This window comes from Halobacteriovorax sp. ZH5_bin.2, from assembly GCF_043196375.1.
Taxonomy (GTDB): Bacteria; Bdellovibrionota; Bacteriovoracia; order Bacteriovoracales; family Bacteriovoracaceae; genus Halobacteriovorax_A.
The window spans coordinates 1018812-1037224 of sequence record NZ_JBEBMJ010000001.1; the positions used below are offsets into that span (position 1 = coordinate 1018812).

General features: G+C 38.6%; 19 protein-coding genes. 9 read left to right on the forward strand and 10 right to left on the reverse strand.

Going from position 1 to position 18413, the window contains the following annotated elements; translation table 11 throughout:
• The first annotated feature begins 7 nt into the window (after window positions 1-7).
• The gene (locus tag ABMA76_RS05025) at window positions 8-793 is read left to right on the forward strand and encodes a nitroreductase family protein (RefSeq protein ID WP_393061021.1); all 786 of its coding nucleotides are present in this window, start codon (window positions 8-10) and stop codon (window positions 791-793) included.
• 114 nt (window positions 794-907) lie between these two features.
• Here the strand turns inward: ABMA76_RS05025 and ABMA76_RS05030 are convergent, their stop codons facing one another.
• Window positions 908-1480 (reverse strand): hypothetical protein, encoded by a 573-nt coding sequence (locus ABMA76_RS05030; RefSeq protein WP_393061023.1) that lies wholly within the window; start codon window positions 1478-1480, stop codon window positions 908-910.
• Window positions 1481-1620: 140 nt separating this feature from the next.
• Here ABMA76_RS05030 and ABMA76_RS05035 point away from each other — a divergent pair, with 140 nt between their 5' ends.
• The gene (locus tag ABMA76_RS05035; RefSeq protein WP_392912545.1) at window positions 1621-2133 is read left to right on the forward strand and encodes a hypothetical protein; all 513 of its coding nucleotides are present in this window, start codon (window positions 1621-1623) and stop codon (window positions 2131-2133) included.
• Here the strand turns inward: ABMA76_RS05035 and ABMA76_RS05040 are convergent.
• The 3 genes from ABMA76_RS05040 to fbaA all read right to left on the reverse strand — a co-directional run bounded on the left by ABMA76_RS05040 (window position 2120) and on the right by fbaA (window position 4992).
• Window positions 2120-2890 (reverse strand): sulfite exporter TauE/SafE family protein, encoded by a 771-nt coding sequence (locus ABMA76_RS05040; protein ID WP_392912547.1) that lies wholly within the window; start codon window positions 2888-2890, stop codon window positions 2120-2122. The two genes, ABMA76_RS05035 and ABMA76_RS05040, sit on opposite strands and share 14 nt — an antisense overlap.
• A 49-nt stretch (window positions 2891-2939) precedes the next feature.
• Entirely contained in the window at window positions 2940-3872 is a 933-nt protein-coding gene (locus ABMA76_RS05045; RefSeq protein ID WP_393061025.1) for a TIGR01777 family oxidoreductase, read from the reverse strand.
• 94 nt (window positions 3873-3966) lie between these two features.
• Entirely contained in the window at window positions 3967-4992 is a 1026-nt protein-coding gene (fbaA, locus tag ABMA76_RS05050) for a class II fructose-bisphosphate aldolase (RefSeq protein WP_393061027.1), read from the reverse strand.
• A 58-nt stretch (window positions 4993-5050) separates the two neighbouring features.
• On the opposite strand from fbaA, the gene adeD reads away from it, so the two are divergent.
• The 4 genes from adeD to ABMA76_RS05070 all read left to right on the forward strand — a co-directional run bounded on the left by adeD (window position 5051) and on the right by ABMA76_RS05070 (window position 9461).
• The gene (adeD, locus tag ABMA76_RS05055; RefSeq protein ID WP_392912553.1) at window positions 5051-6814 is read left to right on the forward strand and encodes an adenine deaminase; all 1764 of its coding nucleotides are present in this window, start codon (window positions 5051-5053) and stop codon (window positions 6812-6814) included.
• Window positions 6801-6947: a hypothetical protein gene (locus ABMA76_RS05060; protein ID WP_392912555.1), complete on the forward strand. Its 147-nt coding sequence runs from the start codon at window positions 6801-6803 to the stop codon at window positions 6945-6947. The genes adeD and ABMA76_RS05060 overlap by 14 nt, the downstream gene beginning before the upstream one ends.
• Before the next feature lie 122 nt (window positions 6948-7069).
• On the forward strand, window positions 7070-7312 hold the full coding sequence (locus tag ABMA76_RS05065) for a hypothetical protein (RefSeq protein WP_393061029.1): 243 nt from the start codon (window positions 7070-7072) through the stop codon (window positions 7310-7312).
• Between the two features lie 97 nt (window positions 7313-7409).
• Window positions 7410-9461: a thiamine pyrophosphate-dependent enzyme gene (locus ABMA76_RS05070; RefSeq protein WP_392912557.1), complete on the forward strand. Its 2052-nt coding sequence runs from the start codon at window positions 7410-7412 to the stop codon at window positions 9459-9461.
• Between the two features lie 52 nt (window positions 9462-9513).
• Here the strand turns inward: ABMA76_RS05070 and ABMA76_RS05075 are convergent, their stop codons facing one another.
• The 4 genes from ABMA76_RS05075 to ABMA76_RS05090 all read right to left on the reverse strand — a co-directional run bounded on the left by ABMA76_RS05075 (window position 9514) and on the right by ABMA76_RS05090 (window position 15394).
• A complete protein-coding gene (locus tag ABMA76_RS05075) occupies window positions 9514-11787 on the reverse strand; it encodes a CHASE2 domain-containing protein (RefSeq protein ID WP_393061031.1) in 2274 nt (757 codons plus the stop codon).
• Between the two features lie 15 nt (window positions 11788-11802).
• Window positions 11803-13383: a hypothetical protein gene (locus tag ABMA76_RS05080; RefSeq protein ID WP_393061033.1), complete on the reverse strand. Its 1581-nt coding sequence runs from the start codon at window positions 13381-13383 to the stop codon at window positions 11803-11805.
• 135 nt (window positions 13384-13518) lie between these two features.
• Window positions 13519-14862, reverse strand: a complete 1344-nt coding sequence (locus ABMA76_RS05085) for a FecR domain-containing protein (protein WP_392912564.1) — start codon at window positions 14860-14862, stop codon at window positions 13519-13521.
• A gap of 172 nt (window positions 14863-15034) precedes the next feature.
• Window positions 15035-15394, reverse strand: coding sequence for an ArsC/Spx/MgsR family protein (locus tag ABMA76_RS05090; protein ID WP_392912566.1), 360 nt, complete (start codon window positions 15392-15394; stop codon window positions 15035-15037).
• An 82-nt stretch (window positions 15395-15476) separates the two neighbouring features.
• Between ABMA76_RS05090 and hemF the strand changes: the two genes are divergently transcribed.
• Window positions 15477-16376: an oxygen-dependent coproporphyrinogen oxidase gene (gene hemF, locus ABMA76_RS05095; RefSeq protein WP_392912569.1), complete on the forward strand. Its 900-nt coding sequence runs from the start codon at window positions 15477-15479 to the stop codon at window positions 16374-16376.
• A 3-nt stretch (window positions 16377-16379) separates the two neighbouring features.
• Here hemF and ABMA76_RS05100 read toward each other — a convergent pair whose 3' ends face one another.
• Entirely contained in the window at window positions 16380-16529 is a 150-nt protein-coding gene (locus ABMA76_RS05100; RefSeq protein WP_158246941.1) for a hypothetical protein, read from the reverse strand.
• A 197-nt stretch (window positions 16530-16726) separates the two neighbouring features.
• Here ABMA76_RS05100 and ABMA76_RS05105 point away from each other — a divergent pair, with 197 nt between their 5' ends.
• A complete protein-coding gene (locus ABMA76_RS05105) occupies window positions 16727-16960 on the forward strand; it encodes a hypothetical protein (protein WP_392912571.1) in 234 nt (77 codons plus the stop codon).
• Window positions 16961-17054: 94 nt separating this feature from the next.
• Complete coding sequence (locus ABMA76_RS05110; protein WP_393061035.1) at window positions 17055-17693, forward strand: hemolysin III family protein; 639 nt, start codon at window positions 17055-17057, stop codon at window positions 17691-17693.
• Between the two features lie 141 nt (window positions 17694-17834).
• On the opposite strand, the gene ABMA76_RS05115 is transcribed toward ABMA76_RS05110, so the two are convergent.
• Entirely contained in the window at window positions 17835-18398 is a 564-nt protein-coding gene (locus tag ABMA76_RS05115) for a NifU family protein (protein ID WP_103219034.1), read from the reverse strand.
• Window positions 18399-18413 lie beyond the last annotated feature (15 nt).

The following is an 18413-nucleotide window of genomic DNA, read 5'->3' on the forward strand; positions in this document are numbered from 1 at the left end:
GATAGGCGTGAGTGATAATATTTTTACAGAAGAACTTGAATTAAATTATACGGAAGTTGCTCCGGAAATTGATTTTAAGGAGTTCGAAAAAGTTGTCACTTCACGTCGTTCTGTTCGTGTCTTTGGAGACGAAGAAGTACCTGATGAAGTTGTCCAAAAAGCAATCGAACATGGGCTTTTAGCACCTAATTCTTCAAATCTTCAGCCTTGGGAATTTCATTGGGTAAAGTCTGACGATAAGAGAAGTGCTCTTGCTAAAATGTGCTTTGGCCAAAATGGTGCAAAGACAGCAAAGCACTTAATTGTTTGTGTGGCAAAGACTGGAACATGGAAGAGGAATTGTGAGCGCATGCTTACTTCACTTAAAGCCGCTTCGAAGAAAGACGGTATCGAAGTTCCAAAGGCCGTAAAAGCATATTATGGAAAAATCGCGCCAATGGCCTATGGTTATATGGGGCCGTTTGGAATTCTTTCTCCTCTTAAGTGGGCCTTCTATAATACAATCGGCCTTTTTCAAGTCATCTTCCGTGAACCAATGTTTCCATCACAACTTAAAACTTGGGCCCATAAGACAACGGCCCTTGCCTGTGAAAATATTATGCTCTCTATTCGTGCTCAGGGTTATGATACTCTTCCAATGGAAGGCTTTGATGCTAAAAGAGTTAAGAAGCTTCTAGGGCTTGGTTGTAAGGATCACGTTACAATGATTCTTGGAGTTGGAAAGAGATCAAGTAAGGGCGTGTATGGCCCGCAATTTCGTTTTCCAAAAGAAGACTTCATAATAAAGCACTAGGCTAAACAATCATATACCGTGGGATGAACGGGTATAAGCTTCTTCTTGTATCTAAACGAATACGCGAGATTGAGTATGTCTTTTCTTGATTGTGCTTATCTGTTGTTTAATGCCTTATAAAATAGGATTCAAAATAATCGTAACTTCTGTATCGAGACACTTATTGCCACAAATTCCATCCTCAAGTTTAAATGTTAGATTATCGCCATTAAAAATTTCTATGGCCAAATTCGGCGCCAGATTTGTATCAAGACTTGAGCTACAAGAGTTTATAAGATCTGTCGTTGAGTGAACTAAGTTATAAGTTAATGATATTTTATTCTTCTTCTCTGAAGCCCCCATATAACAGTAGCGAATATTATCGATATCTAGTAGTAGCCAACCTTGTCCGGCATTTCCAACTGATGCCGTGAGGATTGAGGGAATCGTATAAGTGGCCTGCTCATTCACAAGATAGCTCTCTCCAGTAATGATATTTGGTTTATAATTGATTGAAGATGTCAAAATGATCTCTGGCGGAATACTTGGAGTTGGCGGTGGTGGTGGCGGATCTGGTGGATCTGGTGGATCTTCAGTACTAGGTGGTGTATTTGTCGACTGTGCCGTGAGGAAATCAGGAGCCAGCGTCTTCTGGTTACAAGAGGAGAAGGCAATCACTAATAGAGAAAGAATTGTCAACTTAAGCATAGTTGTATTTTAGTAGAGAAGAGTAGTCTTATGTTTATAATTAATTCTTAATTTTGTTAGTGTAAGTTTTGCTTATTTGATCATAATTTAATTGTCACATAAAATGGTGAGTAAGTTAGAAAAATGAAAAGGATTTTCTCATGAAGTACATACTAAGTTTACTTATCACTGCAAATCTATTTGCCATTACACCACAGGATCTTTACGGGTGTTTTGAAACAATTGAACATAATCAGCAGTCCGTTCCTCATGGACCGGATTACGAGAGAAATCTTTCAACATATGAAGACTATAGTTTTTCTCGAACTTATAAGAATGTTGATACCAATCGCATCGAGCCAATAAATGTTTTCAACTTCTTTACTGGTGTAAGAGATGATGTTTACTACTCATATTCTCCAATCATTCTTTTTCAAGACCTAGGTGAGTATAAGTGGGATGAGAATTCTCTAAGCTATGAAGTCGATGAAGATATTTATATGTATCGCTCTCAAAAAGAGATGTATGAGAAAGTTGATCACCGTCTAAAACTTTCTATTGAAAAAGTTGGGCCATATTTTGAGGGAAGTGTAGAGCTAAAGTCATACGCTCGACGTATTAATCGCGCTTTTACTTTCAAGCTTAAGAAAGTTTCTTGTCCTACATCGTACTAATATCGTAAATAGACTTAAATAAAAGGCCCACAAGAACAACATTAAATGCTGTTGTGACTGTGGCCTTATTTCCATTGATAACCTGACTTGAGCCAAGATAATTTCCAAGAAGCCCCGCAGGTAGTGCTATCGCAACAATCTTCCACATAATTGCACCCTTTATTAGGAAAGTAATAAAGGCAGCAATATTACTGACATAATTCATAAAGGCCGCATGAGGTGAGGCATCAAGAATATCAAAATGAAGAAAGAACATCATTGAGATAATTAGAAATGTTCCCGTTCCTGGGCCGAAGAAGCCATCATATCCACCAATAACAAGTCCAATAAGAACAGAGCGAAAAAGAATCTGCATTTTTTCAAGTGGAGTATGGTCCATTAGCTCTCTTTTCTTCTTTAGGTGATTCATAAAGAAGATGATTGGTATGATGAGAATAAGAATATAGACCATATGCTTTGATTCAAGAATGGTACTAAGTTGAGCACCAATCAATGAAGCGCTAAATGTTGCTATCGTTGGTGGCAGTATAAATTTAAAATCGATTTTACCTCGCTTTACATAGCGAATGATCGAAAGTGACTTAGAAATGCAAGAAACACACTTATTTGTTCCAAGTAGTAGATGAGCAGGAACTCCTGTTGCAATATATGTCGGGATCGTAATTAGTCCACCTCCTCCGGCCATGGAGTCGATAAAACCTGCAAATGTAATGAGGGTGAATATAGTGACAGCTTGAACTAATGTGAAATCTTCCATGAAGAGATTATCACTCTTTTTGAAATAGAAAGATAGTAGAGGATGAAATTTATTCGCTATGGTTTTTTAAAGTGTCTCTAAGGGCCGCCTCAAGAAAATTAAATGAGTACTCAAAGCCACATGCCTTAGTTTCTTCACAAGAGACCTTTTGACTTGCTAGCATGATTTGAGACATCTCACCAAAAATTGTTTTTGCTGCAAACTCAGGTAGTGGAATAAAAGTAGGGCGGTGTAGGACTCTACCCAGTGTTTGCGTGAAATCAATATTTTCTATTGGATTTGGTGCGACACCATTGATGACTTGTTTTTCGGTATCATGTTCAATGAGAAAGCGGTAGAGATCACATAGATCTCTTATGTGAATCCAACTCATGTACTGGTGACCTGTACCAATACGTCCTGCAAGTCCAAGGTTAAAGGCCGGTAACATTTTTGCGAGTGCACCTCCTTCACTTGAGAGAACGATTCCTACACGAAGAATTTTTACATCAATTTCTAAGTTCTGAATTCTAAGAGCACTTGATTCCCAGTGCTGACATACCTCGGCCAAAAAGTCGCCACTAATACTACTGTCACATGTAAGCTCTTCATCAGAGCGATCACCGTAAATACCAATTGCAGAAGTACTGACAAATTTCTTTGGAAGAGGAAGTCCTCTTGTTCTAAGTTCTTTTAATTTATCGTGAAGTAAGTTAGTTGCATTAATGCGTGAATTATAGATTTTATCTTTTTTCTCTTCGCTCCAGCGAGCGTCTGAGATATTTTCTCCCGCGAGGTTAATAATAGCATCCACGCCCATTAGAGCGGCCATATCCAATTCGCCATTTTCCACATCCCACCTGAAGTACTTAACTTGCTCGTTGCCTTGCTTGTTAGAAGTATCGCGAGTGAGAATGCGCACTTCCTCGTGGCCGTGTTCAAGCAAAGATTGTGTTAAATTTGTTCCAATAAAGCCTGAACCACCACTAATTAATACTTTCATAGTTTAAGTATATGGATGAATTGTGAAGAATTTATTTATGAAATATGAGTAGGCACCACGAATTTTGTGATACCCACTCTTTAGAAGTCTTTAGTTAAAGATTGATCGATTTCCCATCTGATTTAAGATCGCGACAAGCTTGTGCAATACGTTCAGTCATTGCGTTCTCAGCTTTCTTCATCCATGCTCTTGGATCGTATTGCTTCTTATTTCCAACCTCTCCCTCGATCTTAAGCATTTCATCGTAGTGCTTAAACATATGATCAACAACTGGGCGAGAATAAGCATACTGAGTATCAGTATCGATATTCATTTTGATAACACCGTAGTTAAGTGTTTCATGAATTTCTGAAAGCTCACTTCCTGAACCACCGTGGAAGACTAACCAGTTTTCAGCATCTGCACCAAGCTCTGCTGTAACAGCGGCTTGACCATCCTTAAGAACTTGTGGACGTAACTTTACGTTACCTGGTTTGTAGACTCCATGTACATTTCCAAAAGTTGCAGCATACATGAATTTTCCAAGTGGACGAAGTGCTTTTGTTACTTCAACCATTTCTTCTGGAGTTGTATAAAGTTTGTCAGCTGGTGCATCTTCGTTATTAACACCATCTTCTTCACCACCAACAACACCTGTTTCAATTTCAAGAATGATTTCACTCTTAGCACATCTCTCTAAAAGTTTCTTACTCATTTCAATATTTTCTTTCGTTGGGAGAACTGAACCATCAAACATGTGAGAATGGAATAGGTTCGGCTGACCTGCAGCTCTTCTTTTTTCTGTTTCTTCAATTAGTGGAATTAAGAAGCTATCAACTTTTTCAGGGTGACAGTGATCAGTGTGCAGAGCAATTAGGACATCATATTTTGCAGCAACAAGATGAACGTGTTGAGCAAGTGAGATGGCACCAAGAACTTCATCTTTTAGTGCTTGTCCTGAAGCAAATGAACCACCACCTGTTGAAACTTGGATAATCCCATCTGACTTCATATCAGCAAAGGCCTTAATGGCCGCATTTGCAGTTGATGTTGATGTTACATTGATTGCAGGGTAGGCATACCCACCTTTTTTAGCGCTATCTAACATATCGCAGTATTGTTCATAAGTAGCTATTGGCATCCAGTGCTCCTTTTAGTTATAGTAGACTTAAGATTCCACAACATTATAGAGGTCAAAGATGTCACTTGCAAATAAGGAAACACAAAAATTATCACCAGAAGAATTAAGGGAAGTTTTAAAGACTGCTCGCGGTGACGGTGAAATTGATTTACTTATTAAGAATGTAAAGATCCTTGATCTTGTGAATGGGGAAGTGGTTGATAGCTCAATAGCGATTTCTGGTAAAACAATTGCCGGCATAGGTAAGGAATACGACGACCAACCGGCCAAGCGTACTTACGATGCTCAGGGAGCGACTGCTGTACCGGGCTTTATTGATGGCCACCTACATGTTGAATCTTCAATGATGCATCCATTTGAGTTTGAAAGATTAACTCTACCTCTTGGTACAACGACAGCAATTTGTGACCCACACGAAATTACAAATGTAATGGGTGATCGTGGATTCTCATGGTTTCTAAGATGTAGTGAGCTTATGGATCAAAACCTCTTTGTTCAGGTGAGCTCTTGTATTCCAGCCCTTCCTGGCTTTGAAACAAATGGCGGTCAATTCGATATTATCGATATGAAAAAATATAAAGAACACCCGCGTGTTTTAGGGCTTGCTGAAATGATGAATTTCCCAGGCGTTATTAATGGTGTGGAAGGTGTTCTTGAAAAAGTTGAAGAATTTGCGGAGCTTAATCTTGATGGCCACTCACCAATGCTACGTGGAAAACAACTGAATGCCTATATCGCAGCAGGAATCCAAAATTGTCATGAAACAATCTTTGCGGATGAAGCAAAGGAAAAACTTCAAAAGGGAATGGGACTTATCATTCGTGAAGGTTCAGTTGCTAAGAACTTAAAGACCCTTGCTCCAGTTGTTAATGAATTTAACTCTTGTCAGTGCCTGCTTTGTACGGATGACAGAAACCCATATGAAATATTCAATGAGGGTCATATCAATTACATGATTAGAAAAATGATCAATGAGTTAGGAACACCTGCTCATATCGCTTATAGGCTATCTAGCTTCTCGGCCGCAAAGCACTTTGGGCTAAAGAAGCTGGGACTAATCGCTCCTGGCAAGCAAGCTGATATCGTACTTGTTGGTAAACTTGAAGATGTTGATGTGAAAGAAGTTTTCAAAAAAGGAAAGCTTGTTAGTGAATTAGACTTACCTTCACAGGTTTCTGAAAAGTTAGATAAGTCTCGGCCACCAAAAGAAAATACAATCAAAAGAAACTTCTTAGCGCCAACTGATTTTAATTATGATCTGAGCGCTGGGACATATAATGTGATGGAAATCGTAAAAGATGAAATCATCACAAATCATCTCAAAGTAAAATTTAATGGTGAAGATTTTGAACAAGACGATATTTCATATATCACTGTTATCGAAAGATACGGTCAAAATCGCAAACCAAGTTTAGGACTTGTTAAGGGAATGGGCCTTACCCGAGGAGCAATCGCTTCAAGTGTTGCACACGATTCACACAATATTGTAGTCATTGGAAAAACACCTCAAGATATTGCAACTGCTGCAAATGAGATCATTGAAAATGCTGGTGGCTTTTGTGTTGTGGACAAGGGGAGAGTGACAGCATCCTTATCTCTGCCTATAGCAGGACTTCTAAGCTTAGAGTCTGCTGAAACAATCAATGAGGGGATAATTCAGTTAAAAGCTGCTTGTAAAGAAATTGAAGTGGCCGTAAGTGAACCTTTTATTCAAATGGCATTTCTAGCTCTTCCCGTAATTCCTACTCTTAAAATTACAGATATGGGCCTAGTTGATGTCACTAAGTTTGAATTCGTAAATTTAAAGTGTGAAGAAGCTTAGTCTATTCATTGACGCTATACCAGGTTGGCTATTTCTAACAATTCTTGTTGGAGTTGTGGCCGTCTTTCTTGATCCAATTATGCTGCTTCTACAAAATAGAGTCGCTCAAGTTGAACAAGATAAGATAAGATAAGAGGCGATGCTCATACCCTATGTTTTCGTGACGATTTTCCTCGTGGACGTCAACTTCAAGCATGCCTTGACGGTAGAAAGCTTGCCAACATAGACAATAAAAAACAGCTAGAGCTGAAATATTTGGAGAGACTTTGTGCTCTAGAAGATGCTTCATCTTGCTATGAGTTAAGTCAGATCAAGAAAAAATTATTGTCTCAAGATGAGTATAAAAGCCTATTAAATAGGGCCTGTAGGCAAGGACGAGGGGGTGATATGCTGGCCTGTGGAAAGCTTGGAGAGTTGATAAAAACTGAATCCCCTGATCTTTCAAAACAATACCAAGAATACGCTTGTGCAGTTGGTCATAAAAAGTATTGTCTTTAGTGACAACAGCGCCACTATTTCTTTCCAATTCCGTTAAATTATGGTTAAATTCCGATTCACTTAAGATTTATAACTAGATGAAAATACGAGGTTGATAATGGCAACTGTTCTTAAGCCTAAGAAAAAGTACACTTGGAAAAACACAGATAAAGCAACACTTAAGCAGTGGTATGAACTACTGACTCTTGGACGTATGTTAGATGATCGTGCGCCAAACTACCTTAAGCAAGCTATTGGTTGGTCTTACCACGCTCCATACGCTGGACACGATGGTATCCAACTAGCAATCGGTCAAACTTTCGAACTTGGAAAAGACCACTTATTCCCATACTACCGTGATATGTTAACGGCATTCTCAGCGGGACTTTCTGCAGAAGAGATCCTTCTTAATGGTATCTCTAAAGCAACAGACCTTGCTTCTGGGGGACGTCACATGTCTAACCACTTTGCAAAGCCAGAGTGGAATATTCATAACGTATCTTCTTGTACTGGTAACCACACGCTACATGCTGTAGGGACTGCAAGAGCGTTTAATCGTTATAAGCACGATGGTGTTGTTTACTCTTCACAGGGTGAGTCTTCAGTTTCTGAAGGTTACTGTTATGAAGCAATTAACGGTGCTTCTCGTGAGAAGCTTCCAGTTGTATTCGTATTCCAAGATAATGGTTACGGTATTTCTGTTCCTAAATGTGATCAAACAGCTAACGAGTATGTTGCTGATAACTTCACAGGTTTCCTAAACCTTCACATCATTCACTGTGATGGAAAAGATATCTTTGATTCAATGAATGCTATGGCAACAGCTAGAGAGATTGCAGCAACTCAACAAGAGCCAGTAATCGTTCACGCTCGTTGTGTACGTATTCACTCTCACTCTAACTCTGATAAGCATGAGCTTTATCGTTCAGAAGAAGAAAGAGCAGAGGCGGCAGCACAAGACCCATTAGTAGCGTTTAGAAAAGAACTTGTTAAGAACAAGATCTTCACTGAAGCAGAGCTTGATGAAATGGATGCTGTTGCAAAAGCTGAGCTTCTAGAAGCGCACAAGAAAGCGATGAAAGCACCAAACCCAACTCCAGAGTCTATCTTTGACTTCGTACTTCCTGAGCCACATAAGCCAGAGAAGTATGTTGATGGGACTCACAACGAGTCTGGTGAAGAGATGAAATTCATCGATGCAATCAATGGACAACTTAAGAAAGAATTCAGACATAACCCAAATACTTTCATTTGGGGACAAGATATGGCCAATAAAGACAAGGGTGGTATCTTTAACGTTTCTAAAGGTATGCAACAAGAATTCGGAAAAGATCGTGTATTTAACGGTCCAATCGCTGAAGACTATATCCTTGGTACGGCAAATGGTTTCTCACGTTTCAACAAAGACATCAGAGTTGTTGTTGAAGGTGCAGAATTCGCTGATTACTTCTGGCCAGCAATGGAGCAATACGTAGAGTGTTCTCACGATTACTGGAGATCAAATGGTGCATTCGCTCCAAATATCCTAATCAGACTTGCTTCTGGTGGATATATTGGTGGAGGTCTTTACCACTCTCAAAACCTTGAAGGTAACCTTGCTGGTATCCCTGGTGTACGTATTGTATGCCCAGCTTTCGCTGACGATGCTGCTGGTCTTCTAAGAACGGCAATGAGAAGTGAAGGGCCAACTCTATACTTAGAGCCAAAATCTCTATATAACGCTAAACAAGCAATGACTGTTGTACCAGAGGACTTTGAAGTTCCATTTGGTAAGTGTCGTGTAAGACGTGAAGGGACTGATCTTTCAATTATTACTTACGGAAATACTGTTCACCACTCACTTGAAGCAGCTGAAAAGCTTGCAGCTCAAGGTTATAGTGTAGAGGTTGTTGACTTAAGATCAATTGCTCCACTAGATGAAGAAGGTGTTCTTGCTTCAATCAAGAAGACAAATAGAGCACTAGTTGTTCACGAAGATAAGGTATTTGGTGGATTTGGTGGTGAAGTAGCTGCCATGATCAACGATAAAGGATTTGAGCTTCTTGATGCTCCTGTTCAACGTGTTGGTTCAACATTCACTCCTGTTGGTTTCAACAGAATCCTTGAAAAAGCTGTTCTTCCAAACACTGAGCGTGTTGTCGAAGCTGCTCTTAAAGTTCTTAACTACTAAATTTTCTTAAATTTATAGATGAAAGGCCTGCTTTATGCGGGCCTTTTTATTTTTACTTACTTGTTAATGTATAAACACCATCCCATTCTGGTGGCGGTGGAACGATCTTGTAGTCTTCACAGCGTTTAATATAAATTTCAGAAGGGTTTGTTTTTACACCTTTTAAATCAGGAAAACGCATATACTCAAGCTCAAGTGTTACTTTGAATAATTCGATGGCCTCATCCCATTTTTGATTCTTGTATAAGAGAATGGCCTTCGAAAACTTATCTGAGAGTTCTTTTAAGTAATCTGGAGCTGTTGCCTTTAGTCCTAATAGGTCATAACTTGTTACAGGAATTGATTTTCCAACAACACGAATTGTATCAAGCTCACGCCATAAGAATTCATCTCCTGCAAGCTCAACTGTCTCTTTTGCAACTTGTGTAAAGATCCCATATTGTTTGGCCGACTCTTCGAGACGAGCTGCAAGGTTTACAGAGTCACCCATCATAGTGTAATTCATACGAGATGCAGAACCCATATTCCCCGTTACGATGTCTCCCGAATTGATTCCAATTCTCATTCTCATGTCATGAACAATCGTAGGCCATTTATCTCCTTCAGAAACCCATTTCTTACGAAGCTTTAAAAGAGATTCCTGCATCTTATGAGCAACCATACAAGCACGTTTGGCATGGTCTGGAAGCTCCATTGGTGCACCAAAGAAGGCGATGATAGCATCACCCTCGTACTTATCGAGAGTCCCTTTTTCTTCTAAGAGAATATCTGTCATCGCTGTTAGATATTCATTTAGAAGTTCAACAAGTTGAGTTGCTGAAAGCTTTTCTGAAAAGCTTGAGAATCCTTGGATATCTGTAAAATATGCGGTTCTAATCCCTGAAGTCCCACCTAGAGTTGGTGCAGATCCTGCTTCATACATTTCATCAATAAGCTCAGGAGAGATGTAACTACCAAAAGCATTCTTTAGGAAGGCCTTGTCTTGATTTGCCATATAGAAGTTTACGATTGTATTCCATGAGTAGCAAAGGACTAAGGCAAAGAAACACCAAAATAGCTTTGTCTCAAAACCCTGTGGAATAAAATAGTATGTATCAGTGTAGTAAAGACTAGAAACTAATAGAACAAGTGTGAAAAGGTCAAAAATTGGGTTTTCTTTTAATTGTATTAAGAGAAGTAAAATTACAGAACCAACAAGTAGTGCCCAAGATAGTTTTGCTGAATCAATAAACTTTTTAAAGAAGTGCCCATCGATTAACATTTGCACAAAGTTCATGTGAAAGAGAACCCCTGGTAACATCGAATCAATTGGAGTATTTCTTAGATCGTGAGCTCCAAAGGCCGTTGCACCAACAAAGACAAGAGATCCCTCAAATAATTTTTTAAACTCAGGATCATTTTGATCTTTCTCGATAATCTGATAGATAGGAATTCGAGTGTAGGCATCAGCTCCACCAATCCAGCGTACCTTCGTTTCTCCTCGTAAGTTTAGTTCAACATCACCTTTCTTTGTCTTAAGGATTGGAACACCTCCTTGAGTACTTAGGTCGAGCTCCGTTTTAAATATATTCTTATTTTCGCCTTCTTCATTTTCATCAAATTCACCAATCCAATGCATATAAGAAGATAGCCCATATGAAGGAACATGAATTTCACGATATGGAAATGCAAGTGCTTTGTAGTGTCTAATAACTCCATCATTATCAGCACTGGCCTCAATGAATCCCAGTGATGCCTCTGCATCAATGATTCCTTGTAGGGGATAGACTGAATTGGAAATTATCGTTGGCTCCATATCGTAATTTACTCCACCTGCTTTCGTGTTGAGGGCAAAAAGATATAAATCTTCGGGTAAAGTAGGGTAATGGTCTGTCCCATATACTTCGAGGTTATATGGCATGATAATTCGGTTATTTGGTATTTCTTGAAAATATTCAATAGCTGAAATTAATTCATTATCAGGATTGACCCCATTACAAGTCATGGACTCCTCTGAAAAGAAAACGTCAAAGGCCACTACTTTTGCTCCATAACCACGAAGCTTTCTAATCATTGTTCCCCAGTGGGAGCGAGTGATTGGCCATGAACCTAATCTTTTAATTGAATCATCATCAATATCGGCAAGGATTAGTTTTGAATTTGGGGTGTTTTGATCCATTGTTTGCATCATTCTAAAGTCATAGAAACGATTTTCAAAAAATGAAGCATAAGAAGTGAGGTTTCTAAAACCTTCGTCATAGGTTCTCGAATAAAGAGAGAAGAACACACTGGCGCATGAAAATAAAATGATAAAAAACAGTCCTGTGTATTTAATAATATTTTTCATAGCAATCCGTCGTTCTTAGTAATAATAAGAGAAATCAATGGCCGTTTGGTGGGCCGTATAATTACTCGTCTCTTCATCAGAGCTATTATTTGTATAAATATACTCAAATCCAAATGAAAAGTTACGGTTGATAACTCGTGTAAGCTTCGCATTGAGTGATGTCGTCATTTCAAGACCACGTGTTGCATCTGTTGCTGCGTCTTCATAACTTATAAAATTTGTCGAAAGACCTGCATTGAAACTTGTGTTTGGAAAAAGGCCTGGAACAATATAGTCAACACGCAATAGGTGAGATGTTGTGTTTAAGTTAGGAGAGTTTGCATAATCACTACTATCAAATTGGTAGAGTAGGACAAAGATACCGTATGTCTTTTTCAAAATTTGATCTGCAGAAAAAACTATTGAACTACGGTCTAGGCTATCAACATAGTACGAATAAGTCTGATACTTAAAAGTTAAAGTTGTGTTTCCTATTTCAAGGAAAGGCATTTCACTACCAAGTTCAAACTGCTGAGAGCGGTAGTTAAATTGCTTACTCTTTTGTGCATTTACATCCTTTGCCTGGTAGTCATAAACTAGGTTTGTAAATAAGCGAGCAGGTTTTTTGTTAAGGCGATAAGCAAAATCGATATCCAACTCAGGTGTGATATTATAACTATCATTTGAATAGATTTCCGAATCAACACGATCTGTATAGATTGTATTCTTAAGCTCTAGAGAAGGAGTAATAGTGTATCTTCTCTTAAAGTTATAGGCTTTTTCAATATTAAGACGAGTTTGTGAAAAGAATGAATCCTTATTCGTTCCTGTTGAACTAGGAAGGTCATCTGATAAGGTAACGTTATTATCATATGTTATCTTTTCTTCAACATTTAGGCTTAGTCTTTCACTAGGTAAGGGATCGCCATTAATTAGTTTATCTTCTTCTAGGAAGAATTCTTTTTTTATTTCTTTTATTCGATTATCGATATCATCTGCAGTTGAGCTATTAGGGTCAATATCAATGGCCTTGTAATAATCAGGCAGTATATACTTTTCAACAATCTCTCTGGTACGACTCGTTTCTCTTGCAATTTCCAAATTCATATTTGCAATTTGAAAGTAGGCGATCTGCTTCATCTCTTTAGAAGTCTTTTTGTCCTTTAAGAGCTTTCTAAAATAAGTCTTCGCACTCTTCGGTTCTTCCTTAAGTTGATAAATATAGGCGATATAGTAATTTGACTGCTCGATTTTGTACTTCAATTTTACTGACTTCTTAAAACTGTCAATGGCAGCATCTAAGTTGTTAATTGCAAAGTTGGCCTGTCCTAATTCGTAGTGGATCTCGCTGGCCTTGTTTCCTTTTTTAATGGCCGAATGAAAGGCATCAATCGCCTTGTTATATTCTTGAATACGAGAGTATGAAATACCAAGAAGATAATCTCTTACCCCCGGCGATTTCGTACTTTTAAAGTTTTTATAATTTGGCGAGTTAAGTAACTCAATAACCTTATCATAGTCAGAGCTCTCAAATGCGCGGTAAACAGGAGTCATGCTCTGGGCAAGTCCTATTGAAGTGATACTAGCGAATGCCAGTGTGATAAAAATCTTTTTCAAAGTCAGTCCTTTAACTTTTTATTAAAATCTAGGTATTTATAAATAATTTTACTGATAAATCGGACAATTGAATAGGGGGAATTTGGCCACAGATCTTTAAAGCTGTGGCCATATTTGAATATTAAGCTCGGTTATTTACTGACGATCGAGAATGACTTTTACACGTGCTCGATTTGTTGAAGTCGTATTTGTTTGATCAAGCATTTGGTCACGATCATCCATTGTTGTTTCCATGATATCTGGGCCACCAAGTGGCTTTATATCGTCATCACTAATAGGTGGAAGCATTGGGTCGCCAAGTGGTTCTTCTCCATCTTGATTGAAGACGTTGATTGGTTCAGTCGGTACTAGCTCTGGTTGAGTACCATCTGAAGCCGGTATACGATTTACAGTGATTATTGGATCTTTTGGAATCATATCTCCATTTTCATTTACCACGTAGAAGTCATTTTTATACTCACCAGTATCCTTATCAAAACTTCCCATTTGAACTGGTACAATTACTTCATTAGTCATTGGGTCAACTGGAGCGTTCTTTGGCGGTGGAATATAGAGAGCATTATTCGTATCAACAAAGCCTCCTTCGGCCATTGTACCCTTTGCTTGTACTCTTGTTGACGCAAATGTTGTAGCTGCTTGTGTTGTAGTAGGTACTTTAATACTAGAATCGGCCTTTGCCATTTGCCCCATAATTTCTTGTCCTCCAGCGCCACTAAATTTCGAGCTATCCATTCCTGGAGGGATAATATTTCGACTCATTTGTTTCTTTTCTGATTTATTCTTATCATCATTTGATGATGTCTTTGAACCATCATTTGCTTCAAGTGCCTTTAACTGCTGCTTATTAATTTTAACTGGCTCCATTGGTTTTGAATCAACCTTTGGCATAACACCTGAAAGCTGTCCTTGGCGCACCATAACCGAAGTAGGTGAAGAAACAACCTTTTCAAGCCTGTCTTGTAGGAGGCGACTCTTTTTAAAATTCGTAAGAGAACCCATGGCAACGGCACCTTCAAATGTAATCAGTGTCGTATTATTATTTGCCGGGTTAAAATTTACTTGGAAGTCTGTCCCACGAACACCCATGGCCGCAGTCTTTGTCTTAATGAAGAGTTTCGATTTCTTCTTATCAATCTGTAGGTAGTTCTTAGATACCTTTGAGCGAAGCTGACCATTAATAAGGTTGATGATTCCAGCTTTCTTTTTCGGGAATTGCTCAACTTCAACTTCTGAATTTGCACCGAGTGTTAGATTTGATTTATCGATAAAGAGAAGTTTCACAAAACTTCTCGCCTTTGTTGTGATCTTGGCCCCTTCTGGAACCCAATCTCCTTTGGCCAATGGTTTCTTTGTTTGGGAGTAAAAGACTTTTCCTCTTACTTTCATAACCTTGGCAACACCTTTTTCGGAATTTGCATTCAAGGCCGAAATATTCGCTAAAATTGCTACAGATAAAATAATTAGTCTTAGTACCTTCATAATGAGTCCCCACAAAATCAATCTCATTTATACTTATCGTAGATCAAAGTAATTTCTTAAGCTGAAACTTGTGTAAATGTCTAAAAACAAAGGGAGTTTGAATTGGGGTAACTTTCTGATATGACAAGAACTTGTGGCAGTGAGAACTGCCACAATACGTAATTTTGGCTAGTTAGAGAATTGTGTCGAAATTCTCAGTTGGCCTACCAATGGCAGCTTTTTTATCGTCATTAACGAGAATTGGACGCTCTAGAAGCTTTGGGTTTTCGTGAACGATCTTGGCCCACTCAATATTTGATAATTCTTTTCCTGCAAGACCTAGATCTTTAAATAGGGCCTCTTTCGTACGAATTAAGCCTTCAAGTGGCGCAAGTCCCGTATACTTTACGAGATCGATAAATTCTTTTTCTTCAATGCCATCTTTCAGATATTCCTTAACTCTAAAGCCAATACCTTCTTGAACACCTTTTTGTTCTAAATATTCTAGACCTTGGCGGCTCTTAGAGCATCTTGGATTGTGATAATAAAGCATTTATTCTACTCCTGATAATTATCATATCAGTTCTTTTCTGATATATTGGGTTTTTAAAAAATAACTAACTAGGATTTTAGCCATGTCTTATGATATTGAAAATATCAAATCAGAATTTGCCGAACATGTTAAAACTTTACAGAATCAGATTAGTGACGAACTTAAGAGAATAGATACTAAAATTAACTTGAATGAAGATATATGGGAAAGAAAAGATCACGCCGGAAATCCTGGTGGTGGCGGGATCACACGTGCCTTTGAAGGCGAGATCTTTGAGAACGCTGGTGTTAATACATCACTTGTATTTGGAGAAGTTGATCCAAAATTTGCGGCCAATATTGGTGGTGATAATAACCAGATGTGGGCAACAGGAATTTCTCTTATCATTCACCCGACAAATCCAAAAGTTCCAACAACTCATGCAAATTTTCGCATGATTCAGGCCGGATCAAAGATTTGGTTTGGAGGTGGCGCCGACCTAACTCCTTACTTTCCACATGAAGAAGATTTTGAGTACTTTCACAGGGTTTGGAAAGATGCTTGTGAACCATATGGATATTGGGACGACTGGAAAAATCGTTGTGATAAGTACTTTGTAAATAAACACCGTGCAGATGAAATGCGTGGAGTAGGTGGCTTCTTCTACGACCACTTCTTCTCAGGTGATCCAGTAAAAGACCTGGCCATGTTTAAAGAGATTTCTTCGAGTTTTATCAAGTCTTACTTCCCACTAGTTGAGAAGAGAATGAATGAGGCCTTTGATGATGAAGATGTGGACTTCCAACTACATCGCCGCGGGCGCTACGTCGAATTTAATCTTCTTCACGATAGAGGAACTCACTTTGGACTTAAGTCTAATGGCCGTACCGATTCAATATTAATTTCACTTCCAAAGAGAGTGAAGTTCACTTATCGTTATGAGCCGACAAAGCCAGAACACAAGAAGATGATGGAATATTACTATCCAAAGGACTGGGCCTAACTATTAGCTGGCCTGTGCCTTAATTAGATCCTCTAGGATCTCATTGGCATCAATTTCAACTCCATGGGACTGGGCCACTGCTTGAATCTCTTCAAGTTTTTTCTCTAGTTTCGTGATTTCACAAAGTAGACGGTAGCAGTTGTTAATCATCATAAATTACCCCTTTGTTAGAGTTGTTAAATATAAGTTTGGCATATCAAACTATCGGTGTCTATTAGAAAATACTTAATGGTCATAGTTTTATTTGATCTGATCAATACAATTTATTTTAATTTTACACAGTTTGGGAATTTATGTAATGTGCGAGAATCCTGATTCGGATGCATTGCAAGAATAGTATGAGGTAGAAAATGTCTAAGAGACTACAAGAATTATTAGAAGAAATGAAAGAGTACTCACCAAAACAAATGAGAACTCTAAGAAATAACCTTAATAATAGATTACAAAGTTTTAAGAACGACTTTAAAGAGCCAAAAGATCTTCAGCCTTCACATAAGTTATATGGCCTAGAAGAAGGTGAGTGTCGTGAGCTTCTTGGTGTTGTAAAAAAAGAATTAATCAAAATGAAATTTTCTGATTTATAGAACTTGCTCGACAATATATTGTAGCTTTGTAATATAAATGTAAAATTTTGGGCCTTGGCTTTAATTGAACGCTTATGGGAGGTATGCTTCCTATATGCAAAAAGCCAAGCAAAAGCCTATTCTTAGGGGTTGGTCTCATCAGGCCATGTTTTTCATTTCTCTAGGGGCCTGTTCACTTCTGATTGCCAAAAGTGTTAATACCACTCAGTATATCTCGACCATAGTCTATTCTCTTGGCCTTTTAATGATGCTTGGGGTGAGTGCTTTTTATCATTGTGTACACTGGCAGCCTCGGGCCCGTGACCTCTTGGGGAGACTTGATCATAGTGCAATTTATGTGATGATTGCAGGAACTTGTACGCCGATAACTCTACTTGTTTTAAATGGAGAGTCTGGTTCAACCTTACTAATTAGCATTTGGACAGTTGCCGCAATTGGTATCTTAAAATCAATTTTCTTTCCAAATCTCCCGGAAAAGCTAAGTGCTGTTATTTATCTCATTCCTGGTTATATGGTACTTCCTTATGTTTCAGAACTTATTCCAAAGCTTGGGATGACAAATATAACGCTCTTAATTGCTGGAGGTGTTCTATACACTATTGGGGCCGCCTTTTATGGCCTAAAGAAGCCTGGACGATATGCTAAGTGGTTTGGTTATCACGAGTTATTTCACTTACTTGTTTGCGTGGCCGCGACGTTGCACTTTATGATTATTTATTCGATTGTTGGGTAGGTTATTTATTATTGCTGATAGGGTGGTATTTTATCGAACCGCGAGGGCTTGAACCCTCGCTCTCGACTTCTATGTCATTTCAAAAGACGGTTTGCGCGAAGCGACCAATGGCCCGCCTTAGGGCGGCCAATGTCGCATGCGCTACCAATCAGGGGCAATATAAACATCTATCGCTGGATTGTACTCTGCTCTTAGAGTTGACTTGATGGCCTCAAGTGTTCCTGTCGTTGATGATGGGCAAGTTCCACATGCTCCTTGATAGCGAACAAGTAGGATATTGTCCTCGTAAGAAACAGTTTGGATATCTCCACCATCTGCCTGAAGGTATTGTCTAACCGTGCGATCAAGTACGGCCTCAATATCTTTTAGCTCTTGAGGAAGGTTTTCACGACGCTCTTTTTCTGGATCGAATTCTTCGTATTCTGGATTATGATTTGGCAGATCATGCTTGATTGTTTCAAGGATTTTTGGCTCAATATCATCCCAGTCTTCATAGTTGAATTTTGTTACCGTAATAACATTTTCAAAAAAGTGCAGTTGGTCAATTCCACGAATAGTAAAAAGGTTTACGCCTAGGTTTACCTCTCCACATTCCATTGGTGTTCTAAAAGTTGAAGAACCAGATGCTTTTACATTTTGATTTAAAATGAATTTTAAAGCATTTGGATTTGGTGTTGGTTGAATGTCGATTGTTACTTCACTCATATACTTTACCTTTGT

Coding starts and splice junctions, on each gene's coding strand:
- ABMA76_RS05035 (WP_392912545.1), top strand. CDS start 1,621: ATGAAGTACATACTAAGTTTACTTATCACTGCAAATCTATTTGCCATT.
- ABMA76_RS05085 (WP_392912564.1), bottom strand. CDS start 14,862: ATGAAGGTACTAAGACTAATTATTTTATCTGTAGCAATTTTAGCGAAT.
- ABMA76_RS05090 (WP_392912566.1), bottom strand. CDS start 15,394: ATGCTTTATTATCACAATCCAAGATGCTCTAAGAGCCGCCAAGGTCTA.
- hemF (WP_392912569.1), top strand. CDS start 15,477: ATGTCTTATGATATTGAAAATATCAAATCAGAATTTGCCGAACATGTT.
- ABMA76_RS05115 (WP_103219034.1), bottom strand. CDS start 18,398: ATGAGTGAAGTAACAATCGACATTCAACCAACACCAAATCCAAATGCT.
- ABMA76_RS05040 (WP_392912547.1), bottom strand. CDS start 2,890: ATGGAAGATTTCACATTAGTTCAAGCTGTCACTATATTCACCCTCATT.
- ABMA76_RS05100 (WP_158246941.1), bottom strand. CDS start 16,529: ATGATGATTAACAACTGCTACCGTCTACTTTGTGAAATCACGAAACTA.
- adeD (WP_392912553.1), top strand. CDS start 5,051: ATGTCACTTGCAAATAAGGAAACACAAAAATTATCACCAGAAGAATTA.
- ABMA76_RS05075 (WP_393061031.1), bottom strand. CDS start 11,787: ATGAAAAATATTATTAAATACACAGGACTGTTTTTTATCATTTTATTT.
- ABMA76_RS05030 (WP_393061023.1), bottom strand. CDS start 1,480: ATGCTTAAGTTGACAATTCTTTCTCTATTAGTGATTGCCTTCTCCTCT.
- fbaA (WP_393061027.1), bottom strand. CDS start 4,992: ATGCCAATAGCTACTTATGAACAATACTGCGATATGTTAGATAGCGCT.
- ABMA76_RS05110 (WP_393061035.1), top strand. CDS start 17,055: ATGCAAAAAGCCAAGCAAAAGCCTATTCTTAGGGGTTGGTCTCATCAG.
- ABMA76_RS05045 (WP_393061025.1), bottom strand. CDS start 3,872: ATGAAAGTATTAATTAGTGGTGGTTCAGGCTTTATTGGAACAAATTTA.
- ABMA76_RS05105 (WP_392912571.1), top strand. CDS start 16,727: ATGTCTAAGAGACTACAAGAATTATTAGAAGAAATGAAAGAGTACTCA.
- ABMA76_RS05070 (WP_392912557.1), top strand. CDS start 7,410: ATGGCAACTGTTCTTAAGCCTAAGAAAAAGTACACTTGGAAAAACACA.